The 11,408-nt window shown below is 38.8% G+C and carries 11 protein-coding genes; 7 read left to right on the top strand and 4 right to left on the bottom strand.

What is annotated here, in order from left to right:
• The first annotated feature begins 91 nt into the window (after positions 1–91).
• Positions 92–1,690, top strand: a complete 1,599-nt coding sequence (locus tag HZC31_01120; protein ID MBI5001965.1) for a hypothetical protein — start codon at positions 92–94, stop codon at positions 1,688–1,690.
• A 23-nt stretch (positions 1,691–1,713) separates the two neighbouring features.
• Positions 1,714–2,976 carry a hypothetical protein gene (locus HZC31_01125; GenBank protein ID MBI5001966.1) on the top strand — a complete coding sequence of 421 codons (1,263 nt, stop codon included), beginning with the start codon at positions 1,714–1,716 and terminating at the stop codon, positions 2,974–2,976.
• A gap of 5 nt (positions 2,977–2,981) precedes the next feature.
• Here HZC31_01125 and HZC31_01130 read toward each other — a convergent pair whose 3' ends face one another.
• The gene (locus tag HZC31_01130; protein MBI5001967.1) at positions 2,982–3,428 is read right to left on the bottom strand and encodes a hypothetical protein; all 447 of its coding nucleotides are present in this window, start codon (positions 3,426–3,428) and stop codon (positions 2,982–2,984) included.
• Positions 3,429–3,529: 101 nt separating this feature from the next.
• Between HZC31_01130 and HZC31_01135 the strand changes: the two genes are divergently transcribed.
• The 3 genes from HZC31_01135 to HZC31_01145 all read left to right on the top strand — a co-directional run bounded on the left by HZC31_01135 (position 3,530) and on the right by HZC31_01145 (position 7,313).
• Entirely contained in the window at positions 3,530–3,988 is a 459-nt protein-coding gene (locus HZC31_01135) for an NUDIX hydrolase (protein ID MBI5001968.1), read from the top strand.
• 386 nt (positions 3,989–4,374) lie between these two features.
• The gene (locus HZC31_01140) at positions 4,375–4,596 is read left to right on the top strand and encodes a hypothetical protein (GenBank protein ID MBI5001969.1); all 222 of its coding nucleotides are present in this window, start codon (positions 4,375–4,377) and stop codon (positions 4,594–4,596) included.
• Positions 4,597–4,778: 182 nt separating this feature from the next.
• Positions 4,779–7,313, top strand: coding sequence for an alanine--tRNA ligase (locus HZC31_01145; GenBank protein ID MBI5001970.1), 2,535 nt, complete (start codon positions 4,779–4,781; stop codon positions 7,311–7,313).
• Between the two features lie 363 nt (positions 7,314–7,676).
• Here the strand turns inward: HZC31_01145 and HZC31_01150 are convergent, their stop codons facing one another.
• The 3 genes from HZC31_01150 to HZC31_01160 form a co-directional block, all read right to left on the bottom strand.
• On the bottom strand, positions 7,677–8,168 hold the full coding sequence (locus tag HZC31_01150; protein ID MBI5001971.1) for a flavin reductase: 492 nt from the start codon (positions 8,166–8,168) through the stop codon (positions 7,677–7,679).
• Between the two features lie 11 nt (positions 8,169–8,179).
• The gene (locus tag HZC31_01155) at positions 8,180–9,028 is read right to left on the bottom strand and encodes a DUF1189 family protein (protein MBI5001972.1); all 849 of its coding nucleotides are present in this window, start codon (positions 9,026–9,028) and stop codon (positions 8,180–8,182) included.
• A gap of 325 nt (positions 9,029–9,353) precedes the next feature.
• Positions 9,354–9,833 carry a class I SAM-dependent methyltransferase gene (locus HZC31_01160; GenBank protein ID MBI5001973.1) on the bottom strand — a complete coding sequence of 160 codons (480 nt, stop codon included), beginning with the start codon at positions 9,831–9,833 and terminating at the stop codon, positions 9,354–9,356.
• 48 nt (positions 9,834–9,881) lie between these two features.
• Here HZC31_01160 and HZC31_01165 point away from each other — a divergent pair, with 48 nt between their 5' ends.
• Both HZC31_01165 and HZC31_01170 read left to right on the top strand, forming a co-directional pair.
• Positions 9,882–10,466, top strand: a complete 585-nt coding sequence (locus HZC31_01165) for a hypothetical protein (GenBank protein ID MBI5001974.1) — start codon at positions 9,882–9,884, stop codon at positions 10,464–10,466.
• Positions 10,467–10,535: 69 nt separating this feature from the next.
• The gene (locus tag HZC31_01170; GenBank protein MBI5001975.1) at positions 10,536–11,402 is read left to right on the top strand and encodes a DegT/DnrJ/EryC1/StrS family aminotransferase; all 867 of its coding nucleotides are present in this window, start codon (positions 10,536–10,538) and stop codon (positions 11,400–11,402) included.
• The last annotated feature ends 6 nt before the right edge of the window (positions 11,403–11,408 follow it).

Genomic DNA, 11,408 nt, shown 5'->3' on the forward strand with positions numbered 1-11,408 from the left:
CTTTAAAAGCTGTTTAAAAAGTAACCTTTATATAGGATTACACTTAAAAAAGAATGCATATCACAGAATCGCAAAAAAAAGAGGGGATAGTGTGGTAATGCATTTTTCGTTGAACAAAAAAATACTCAACAGTATTATTTCTTTTTTGATTTTTATTTCAATTCTTACAGCAGTTTCCGCGCAGGATTATCTTGCGTTGCAGGGAAGCGCGGCAGGTTCTGGTAGAGGAATAGGAAGTGGGACTGGGCAAGGAAATATTACTATTGAGATTTGGGGTGCAGCAACAGGAGGTTCTTTGCTTTATAACTCTACATCAGATTTTTGGGGTGCGTTAAATAATAGTAGATATGATATTTTACTTGGAAATGGGTCGCAGCCATTAAATCTCAATTTTTCAAATACATATTTCATGGAAATCTACATTAATGAGAGAGAATTGGATTTTAATGGAACTGAACGACAGGTTTTTCAGAGTCCAGTAGGAAATATTACAGTGACGACGCCGATTAAAACAACAAATAGTTTGAACGTGAATGATTTCTTTAATGTAACTGGGTCAACGAGTGTAGTTAGAACAAATGGGACAGTGATGATTTTGAATGCTGATGTTGATGATGCGTTGAACGTCTCTGGTGCAGTTTTCTCAGACACTCAATTTAAAACAGATGGACCAATTATTAGTATAGCGGCAGCAACAGCATTAGGTTTGGATGTCAGCGGCTTTGCGACCGTTGCCAATTTCTTCAACGTGACTCCAGCAACAAGCGCAGTACGAACAAATGGGACAGTAACTATAATTAATGCAGACGTAGATGACGCGTTGAACGTGACAGGAGCTACATTTTCAACATTGCAAGTTAAGACAGATGGTGGATTCATTAGCCGTGCGGCAGCAACAGCGCTAGGTTTGGATGTCAGCGGCTTTGCGACCGTTGCCAATTTCTTTAACGTGACTCCAGCAACAAGCGCAGTACGAACAAATGGGACAGTAACTATAATTAATGCAGACGTAGATGACGCGTTGAACGTTTCAGGTGGGTTAAAGATGGGTTCAGAACCAGGGTCAGCATTCACCTTTGCAAGTTTTACTATCAGCGACCAAGGTGTCGTCACAACTGATGCAAACATTGGACCAGTTGCAGGAAGAGGGAATGTGATCATCAATAGTCTCACAGAGCCAGCGTTGAGAATTAACTCAGGATTCAACGTGAGTGGGACAACAGGAAATCTCAAAACAAATGGGACAATTACCATTACAAATCTTGATTCAGACGATGCGTTCAACGTTAGCGGTGCCTCTATCTTTAAAGATAAGGTCTTTATCTCGGGTCCTGCTCCAGATCCTATATTTACAGTGAACAATGGGTTTAATATCAGCGCAAGTAATGGTGCAGTTAGAACAAATGGAACAATTACCATTACAAACCCTGATACAGACGATGCGTTGAATGTCACAGGAAGCATTGCGCAGCAAGGACCTGCGTTCACTATTGGCAATGCAGATTCAACGACACAAAATCATGTTGATATTTATGATGGGGGATCAAACAAATGTGCGTATCTTACATTATACGATGAGAATGGTGGTCCACATTATTTCTGGACGAATACGACTGGTGGTCTTCTCACTGCGTCTCTTCCACCAATTAATTGTGATGGAGAAGGAACAACTGTAGGTTCACAAGCATAGTTTAGATAAAAATGGGACTAACCATGAAGGAAAAAATAGTATTAAAAGGTTTTCTCTTTTTTCTAACTATTTTATTTTTCTCATCTTTTGTTTTCGCAATTCAAGGCAGCGATAGTTCTGGAACAGTTACGAGTTATAGCGGGACAACAGGAGCGGCTGCTGCGAGTGGAAGTTCTTCAGATAGCGCAGTAAGTGGAGGAAGAGTTTCTGCAGGAGGATCTGCGGTTTCAAGCGCGTATTCTGATGGAACAATTTCAGGAAGTCCTGGCGCGGACCTTTCGACAACAGATACAAGCACTTCTTCAGAGGGTGGATCAGAGAGTGGATCGGGCACAGAAACAGAAAGCGGTTCTCTCAACAGTATTCCTTCGGGTGGAGGCGGTGGTGGAGCAGGACCAACAGCAGAAGCAGCGACAGAATCAGCCGAAGCTGCTACTGAACAGACTACTGTAGAAGCAGAAGCACAAGCAGCGGCAGAAGCAGCAACAGAAACAACAGCTCCTGCGGAAAATGCAGTCACTATTGCGATAGAATTAAGTGCAGGAGATTCTGTAACATTAGCTCCACAGACAGGGGCGGCAGGCATGTCTGTAATTGCAGTGACTGATACAACAGCGACAATTGTTATCACAAGTGATAGTGCAGGAAACGCAATCACAGGTGGTGCGATTTATCAAGCAGAGCAAGAAGTAACAATGGAAGTAGGACAAACCATTGATGTGGATAGTGATAACGATGGCATTGCGGACTTACAAGTAACATTAACACAAATAAATTATAACTCTGAGGCAGGAAAATATGAAGGCATTTTCACGTTAACATATTTGAATCCCACAGAAGAGATTGTTTCTTTTGTCAAAGAGCAGATTGATCGAGGAGAAGTCGCGTTTGTGAAAGGTCCAAGTGAAGAAGAAATCTCTTTTGCGTATTGGATATGGATTCTTGTCGCGTTTATTGTCATAAGTGTTCTTACGCTTGTAGGATGGGTACTCTTTGATAAGAAGAACAAGAAACATTTTCCTACAACAATTCCAACACATTATTTTGAAAAGCTCATGCGGCAAGAAGTAGGTACACATAAAAAACCAGAAGAGCAAAAGAAAGAAATAACACAAATAGAAGTAAAAAAAGAAAATAATGTTGGAAAAGAACAACCTATTGGAACACAGACAATTCTTTCAGAAATAAAACAGCCAAAAAAGAAAAAAGGCAAGAGAAAGAAGAATAAGAAAGCAGCAAAAATAAAGAGAAGTAAGAAAGCAAAAAATAAGCGCAAAAAAGTATAAATAGTCTACTCTTTCGAAGCGGACAATTCATCAATATCTTTTTTCTTTAAATTTAAGTGCTGTGCGGGTCGCCGTAATTCCTGCATCCACAAAATGCCAATTTTGATCATTGCTTTGTTAAATTTATCAGAAATTTTGTAATGTTTTTTGTATAAATCGTAATCAATAAGTCCCATGCTTTTCATCGGCGTTAAAATTCTGTCGTAAAACTGTCGTTTGTTATAACTCAGTTTCACCTGTTTTCCGCGATATAATGGATCATCAATTTCAGCGAGAATTTCGCCTTCGTGAAGGTGCGTCGCGAAAAGAGACATAGTGGTTTTTGTGAGAATGCCATCATTTTCTTTCATGCGTTGGATGAGAAGCTTGCCAACGACAACTTGTTGTTTGGTCGCGAAGATGATTTCAAAAATATCTTCAGGCATGTTAAATTGATCAAATAAAATAACCATAGAATCACTCATTGCCAAACCAGTATATAAATCTTTCGGAGCAGTATGGTTTTTCGTATACTGGAGAAAGTTATTTATAGTGGTTTATTCTTCGTTATCTGATGCCGCAGTATTCTTTTCAGTATTGTCAGAAGTTGGTTATCTTTTCAAAGGATAAAACCAAAATTCTTCTTGGAAAAAGGAAAGGAGAAGCGGATTATGATGGCGTCTTTTCTTTTTTTGCTGGAAAGATGGAAACAAAAGACGCGTCAATTCTTGAAGGGCTGAAAAGAGAGAAAGAGGAAGAGCTTGGAAATGATTTCAAAATCGACGTGTATCCTCTTTTTACGCATAATTTATTTTATACAAGCGTTGGTGGAAGAAAAATGATTTTGCCGCATTATTATGCGGTCTATAAAAGTGGAGAAATTACTCTGAATGACGAGTATTCAGAAGCACGATGGGTTTCAGTAAAAGACTTGGATTCTTTCGAGCCAAAAGTGGAAACAATTCCAGATGTGGTCAGGCAGATGGCAAAACTGGAAAAAATGATGAAAAAAGAAGATTTTGTCGTGATGTAATTTATAGTTGGGTGTTTTATTTTTCTTTTGAGTGTTTCTCATCTGTATTCTTCATAACTTCATCATTCATCATAAATACCCCATTACACTTTAGTGTAATGGGTCCCCCTGACATTTTTGCTTTACTGGTGCGTGTATTCTTCTTTACTATTAAACAATAATTCGCCTTACTACTACATGAATCGCCTTATTGTCCTTTTGAATCCCCATGTCTTTATTATTTATTTTTTAAAATACTGATTATTTTTCTAAACATCGTACGAAAACAAACAAAACAACAATCAAATACTCTCTTTCATTCCCGAGTGGTTATAAAACTTTAAATAAGGCAAGTAGCAGAAAAAGAAAATACCTGAGATCAAAGATTTCAAGGAGGGGTGTTTATTATGGCAAAGAAAGCAATGAAAGCGATGGGCGGAACGTGCCCAACAGAAGGAAAGTGTCCGTGCTGGTTTAGCTGGGCAGTATTAGGAGTAGGTATATTATATTTATTGAGCGACCTTTTTCCAATGACTATATTTGGATGGTTCGGCGCGACATTCAGCTGGTGGACAGTAGCGTTTGTCTTATTTGGCTTGAAATGCGTTTGTAAACAAATGTGCAAGTAACGAAAACCAAAGTTTGGTTTTCGGTATTACAAATCTCGATCTGAAGGTTATAATAAGCGAGATTTGAAATAAGTTTGCACTTTTTTCTTTTTTCATTTCACTATTCTCTCAAAATTTTCTCAAAAATATTTTTCAAAGCATCTCCCGTTACCTTTATATAGCAATTCATTCTCTTGAGAACCATGCCAACTGACAAAGAAATAAAAAAGGAGTTCAAAAGCAAAACCTCCAAAAATCCAGAAAAATATTATGCGGTGGATGTTCTGAAAGGAGAAGGCTTTGAAAGAAAGCAATGCGAAAAATGCAGTATCTTTTTCTGGACAACAACAGGCAAAACAGTTTGCGGCGATCCAAGCTGCAGTGGTGGATTTCAATTCTTCGGCAAATCTCCAGCGTCAGAAAATCTCGATTACATCCAAGTCTGGAAAAAATTCTCCAGCCAATTCCAAGATTTAGGATACACACCTATCAAGCGCTATCCTGTCGCGGCGCGATGGCGAGACGACACGGATTTCGTCCAAGCGTCAATATACAATTTTCAGCCCTACGTCGTGAGCGGAGAAGTTGCGCCACCAGCGAATCCATTAGTGGTCCCGCAATTCTGTCTCAGATTCAATGATATTGATAACGTTGGAATAACAGGCGCGCATTACAGCGGCTTCATTATGATTGGTCAGCACGCGTTTATGCCGCCAGAACGTTGGGATCAAAAACAATATTTCCAAGATATTCACGGTTGGTTAAAAAAAGGATTAGGACTTCCAAATAATGAGATCACGTTTCATGAAGATGCGTGGGCGGGTGGCGGTAATTTTGGACCCTGCATGGAATTTTTCAGCAGAGGATTAGAGCTCGGAAATCAAGTATATATGATGTACGAGCAAACCCCAAGCGGTCCAAAAGAACTCAAGATCAAAGTCCTCGACATGGGCATGGGCCATGAACGAAACGCGTGGTTTACAAAAGGAACATCCACAAGCTACGAAACAACGTTCCCTACAGTGTGTCAATTCTTAAAACAAAAAACAGGAATAAAAGTAAATGAATCATTAATTCAAAAATTCCTTCCTTATTCTTCCTACCTCAACGCGGATGAAGCGGAAGATCTTAATGTTGTGTGGAGAAATATCGCGACAAAGCTCGACATGAATATGTTTGAGTTAAAAGAAAATATTCTTCCGCTCGCGGCAATGTACAGTGTGGGAGAACATACACGATCATTGCTTGTCGCGATTCATGATGGCGTTCTTCCGAGCAATGTCGGTGGTGGGTATAACTTACGACTCATCTTACGCAGAGCGTTAGGATTTATCGACAAATACAAGTGGGATATTGATCTCGCGGATGTTGCGGAAAAACACGCGGCGTATCTCAAGCCATTGTATCCAGAACTCACTGAAAATCTCGACCATGTCAATAAAATCTTGGAAGTTGAAAAGCTCAAGTATCAGGCAAACAGAGATAAAGCAAAACAAATAGTAATAAGGCTCATTGAAAAAAATGAAGAGATTAATGAACAAAAACTCCTCCTCCTCTACGACACACAAGGTATTGCTCCAGAAATTGTCAAAGAAGTAGGAATAGGGCTCCAGAAACAAATTACAATCCCTGATAATTTCTATGCGCAAGTTTCGCAATTACACGAAAAAAGAAAGCAGGAGCACCAAACAACACAAGAAGAAAAACTGCAACTAGTTGGAATTCCTCCAACAAGAGCGTTGTATTTCCAGGATTATGCGGTCACAAAAGCAAAAGGAAAAATTCTTGCGGTGATCGGTAACAACATTGTCTTCGATCAAACAGTCTTTTATCCAACAAGTGGAGGACAGCTGTATGATACAGGAATGCTCACCACAGAAACAGGAAAAAAAGCGCGCATAATAACCATCTTCAAACAAGGAGCGCATATTGTGCATGTTGTTGATTCTATTGAAGGATTTTCTGTAGGCGAAGAAGTCAAGCAAGAAGTGGAGAAAGAACGCAGGCAGCAGCTCAGCCAGCATCACACCGCGACGCACATCGTGAATGCGGCGGCAAAAAAAGTGCTTGGTGCACATGCGCAGCAGGCAGGAGCGAAAAAAGACATAGACAAAGCGCATATTGATCTCACCCATTACGAAAGTCTCACAGAAGAACAATTGAAAGAGATTGAGCGGGTGGCGAATGAGATTGTCAAAAAAGATATTATTGTAAAAACAGAATTTATGTCGAGAGACGATGCGGAGAAAAAGTATGGCATGGAAATCTATCAAGGAGGAGCAGTGCCAGGCGCGGAATTGCGCATGGTTCAAATTCCAGAAATAGATGTGGAATGTTGTGGAGGAACACATTTGCATTCCACAAAAGAAGCAGAAGAAATTAAGATCATAAAATCGTCAAAAATTCAGGATGGAGTGGTAAGAATTACGTTTACTGCAGGAAAAGCGGCGAAGAAAACAGAATCACAGAATGAAGGAGTTTTGGATGCGGTCAAGAAACTCATGAACGCGCCAGAAAATCAGTTGCCTGGAAAAACAATTGAACTCTTTGAAAAATGGAAGAAAGCAGTAAAAAAGAAACAGGAAATAACAGCGGCAGAAGCGCAATTAACATCCACAACAATCTTTGAAGGAGATGTGCTTGCGGAACTCGCGAAAATTCTAAAAACACAGCAAGAGCATGTCCCAAAGACAATTGAGCGGTTTATGAAAGAATTGAATGACGCAGTGAAGAAGTAAAAGTAGAGTAAACTATTAATAGAAGTATTAACGAGTAATATGAGGTGGTATTTATGGAAAGCATAATCAAGACATATGGCTTAAAGGATTGGGAATATTATTTGGCGTTGACACTGAGTGTTATTGCGGTTATAGCGATTGTTGCTGTCGCATTGCGAGTCTTTGGTTTGATATGAAAGATAAAATTATTTTTTTCATTACACTTTTAGACTTTCTTCTGATTCTAATGACCGTTCTTATGATACTTATAACTCTTCATACAAGTTCTTTATTTAATCTTTTTTATAATATTGTTTATGTTACTCTCAATAGTGTTTCTTTGCTTCTAAACATTCATGTGATTAACAGAACAAGAAATATTTCTTAATCCTTCGTCGTCGTAAACTCTCCACCACCCACGTGAAATAATCGTTTTGCGCTAGAAATTAATTCTCGTGAAGCGACAACGTTCCCAATAAAAAGAACATACTCCTCAAAAGCATGCTGTTCAACAACATGACAACTGATATACGCGACAGCGTCTTTCAGCCGACAGCAATCAACGCCATCCGCTTCTTCTTTCGCGATAGAATAAATAGCAAATTTATCAATAGTGTGTCCGCTTGCTTTTCCAAGCAATCGAACAGTATCAGCAAATCCAACGCCAACAAAATTGACGACAAACACGCCGCTTTGTACGATCAACTGCGCGGTAAAAGAGTTCTTAGAAACGCTTATCGCAAAATGAGATGGAGAAATAGGCATGTGCCAATCAGTGGGTGCAACATTATCTTTCAAGAACTCTTTGCCAAATTGTATAAGAGTTCCACGAGAAGTAATAAGGACAGTTTCACGTGGTGTAATAAAAGTAAGCATAACCAAAACCCTCAATGCGGATGTTTAAAGTGATGGAATGGCTTTTCTGAAACCATATACGTTGAAACCATAAAGAGCAACAATGACGCGGCGTACGGAACATAATATGTTTCATAATAAAAACCAAAGATGGTCTCAGAAAGGATGGTGGGCGTCATTGAAAAAACAGCAACTAAAAAGAGTTGTCGGCCATGCACTTCATATCTGATCGCGGTAGTATAAATAAATCCAAAAAGAAAAAAGAGTAAAACAACAATGAAATATTTGGCAAGGAGGAAGAGGAATAATAAGATAAATATCCCTGGAAGCATCAAGAGAATAAAAGTAAATGCAATGTTAGTAAACTTGTCTCTGTCTTCAACAAGTATTTGCGCTTGTGAAAAGTCAAGCTGATGAGGATCATTGTCAAACAAACAAGCTATTCTGCTCGTGAGGCATAAATTATTTTTCCAGTAAACACTTTGTTGAGTGAGGAGTAAAGATTCACCATCATAGGGTTTTTCATTTGCGACAACAATCCCAAAATCTTCAAACGCGATAACTTGATTGATTTCCATTTGCGGTGCGAGCGTGAAATTATTCAGATGATTTGTTTCTTCACGGAGTTCGTCATAAAAACTAAATAGGTAAGGAATCGTAAAGAGAATGAAAAGCAGAAAAGAAAGCGCAAGGATGTGAACGTAGTAGCGAAGTCCTTGACCAGTAGAAGCCATGCATAATTTTTTGTAAGAAAGCGGATTAAAAGTTCTGATCACAACACCCATAAACCCGACAAAAGTAGTGTATTCTTTATGTGCTTCTTCTTTGACTTTCTTTTTGATTTCATCAAAGATTTCAGGTTTGACTTCTTCCTTTGCCATAAGGTATTTTTTGCGCAGTTCTTGTTTATATGTTTTGTTGAAGGAAGGATATCATTTATCTTTTCCGTTGTTTTGTGGGGATTTTGTGTATTCATCTATTTTTACAAACTCCATAAAACCCCATTGCACTCAAGTGCAATGGGTCCCCCGGGCATTTTGCTTTTGCTGGTGCGTGTTTTGAAGCTTGTCGTAGCCCAGTGTAGCTTTGAATCGCCATACTCCTTTACTGTCAGGGGGACCCATTCCAACGCGCTTTTGCGTTGGAATGGGGTATTATTAAGGTGTAAACATATTAAAGAGAATCATAATTACAAAATAACACGAATCAATACTTCCGACAAAAGAAAATAATATCTTTCTCTTCTTCAATTGCTTTGAATGAAGGAAATATTTTTCCCATCAATTCTTCAATCAATCCAATCTTTGGACTTTTTTTCAGAGCGCTAATAACAATAAATTCTTTCGCGACTCGTTTCATTTCCAATAATCCTTGTTCAATGTCATCGAAGTTCTGCAGTGCGGTGATAGACACAACAACCATGAAAGCGTTTGTTCGAAACGGCAGCATTTCTCCTTTTCCAAGAGCAGCAAGAATTTTTTGCTTTGCGAGTTTCAATAATTGAAAAGAAGGATCAATGCCAACAACTGTTCCAGGAAAGTCTGCGAAATAAGGACCGCAACCCACGTCAAGAATCTTCCATTTCTCGTGAAAAGGGATATGTTTCTTAATCAGCGCAATTTTCTTGAGTTGTTCTTCTCGATGCAGTTCAGAATAGCCAGACGCGATCGTATCGTAGTAGGTCATGAAATGATAATGAAAGATTTATATATAAGTATTCCTAAAAAAAGAGCCATGGATAAGACTAGTGCGTATCTTCTTGGTGTAGTGGGGATTGTAGCAATTGTGGCAGTTGCAGTATTATTGATGAACAGTGAGGCATCAGCTGATCTTTCTGGACAAGCGGTAAAGATAAGCAAAGTCTCCAAACCTTCTTTCGGAGCGTTCGCAAAATATCCGGATCTCATTATTACAAGTATAAACTCTATTTATATAAATGGTACTACACTTAACGAAACCCGAGTTAATTTTACTATCAAGAATCAAGGAAGAGGAGACCCATATGATAACGGAAAAACAGTTGTATGGGTTTCCGGACAACAAACGTATCTCACTATAGATGGTATTTCTGAAGTAGGTTGGGGAGGTCCGGATTATTCAAGTCTCTCAAGTACTTCTTTAGATCCTGGAAGTAGTATGACTATGAAGCTGCTATTTGATTTAGATACAGATGTTATAAACGCAATTAATGGTGGTACTTCGTGGGATTTGGAAGTTACTTTAGAAGTAGATGAGTGGAATTTGATCACTGAATCCGACGAAACAAACAATGAATACACAACAACAGTGACGCTAACAGCAGCTGATATTGTCAGTTAAGTTTTTCATTTTCTTTTTTCTTCTTTTTCTCTTAAAATTTTATAAACAAGAAGTCATTAATTCCCATTCATGGACGAAAAACAGTTGAAAGATCAACAAGAGAAACACCTCAAAGACAAATGTCTCAAACTCTTGCAAACATACACAAAGCATCCTGTGGTAAAAATAACAAACAGTGGAAACGCTGCGATATTCGGCGCGTTATCAATCGCAAAACAGCGTGGCTGTAAAGAAGTACTCATCCCCGATCAGGGAGGATGGCTTTCCTATAAAACATTCCCAAAACTTCTCGATTTAAAAATCACAGAACTCAAAACAACCTACGGACTCATTAGCACAAACGAACTCCAAAAGCACAAGAACGCGGCATTACTCTTCTCGAGTTTTGCAGGCTATGCGGCGCCGCAGGATATCGAAGCAATCGCGCAAGTCTGCAAAGAAAATAATATCCTCATAATCGAAGACGCTTCAGGCTCCTTAACACATTCAATATTATGCAATGGAAACCTATCCGACATCATCGTCGCAAGTTTTGGAAAATGGAAGATCGCGGATGTCGGTCATGGGGGCTTTCTGAGCGCAAAAGAAGGCATTATAACAAAGGAAATTAAGGAATCAGATATTCTGAGTCTCATCAGCATAAACATCATAGACTACGCTATCCTGCTCGAAAAAATCAAAGCTGCTCCGCAACGATTACAATTCATACTAAAAAAGACAAAGGAAATCAAAGCATTGTGTAAACAAGAACACTTCGAAATGATTCATGAAGACGCGGAAGGGTTAAGTATTTTTGTCACGTACAAAACAGACAAAGAAAAAGAACACATAATAGAGTTCTGTAAAAAACAGAAACTGGAGTACAAAGAATGTCCATTATACATTAAGGTTTTAGAAAAAGCGATTTCTATTGAAGTGAAACGATTGACAGAATAAAAAAAA

The organism is Candidatus Woesearchaeota archaeon (assembly GCA_016214075.1).
Classification (GTDB): Archaea; Nanobdellota; Nanobdellia; order Woesearchaeales; family DSVV01; genus JACRPI01.

Coding starts and splice junctions, on each gene's coding strand:
- HZC31_01165 (MBI5001974.1), top strand. CDS start 9,882: ATGGATAAGACTAGTGCGTATCTTCTTGGTGTAGTGGGGATTGTAGCA.
- HZC31_01130 (MBI5001967.1), bottom strand. CDS start 3,428: ATGGTTATTTTATTTGATCAATTTAACATGCCTGAAGATATTTTTGAA.
- HZC31_01135 (MBI5001968.1), top strand. CDS start 3,530: ATGCCGCAGTATTCTTTTCAGTATTGTCAGAAGTTGGTTATCTTTTCA.
- HZC31_01150 (MBI5001971.1), bottom strand. CDS start 8,168: ATGCTTACTTTTATTACACCACGTGAAACTGTCCTTATTACTTCTCGT.
- HZC31_01170 (MBI5001975.1), top strand. CDS start 10,536: ATGGACGAAAAACAGTTGAAAGATCAACAAGAGAAACACCTCAAAGAC.
- HZC31_01155 (MBI5001972.1), bottom strand. CDS start 9,028: ATGGCAAAGGAAGAAGTCAAACCTGAAATCTTTGATGAAATCAAAAAG.
- HZC31_01160 (MBI5001973.1), bottom strand. CDS start 9,833: ATGACCTACTACGATACGATCGCGTCTGGCTATTCTGAACTGCATCGA.
- HZC31_01140 (MBI5001969.1), top strand. CDS start 4,375: ATGGCAAAGAAAGCAATGAAAGCGATGGGCGGAACGTGCCCAACAGAA.
- HZC31_01125 (MBI5001966.1), top strand. CDS start 1,714: ATGAAGGAAAAAATAGTATTAAAAGGTTTTCTCTTTTTTCTAACTATT.
- HZC31_01145 (MBI5001970.1), top strand. CDS start 4,779: ATGCCAACTGACAAAGAAATAAAAAAGGAGTTCAAAAGCAAAACCTCC.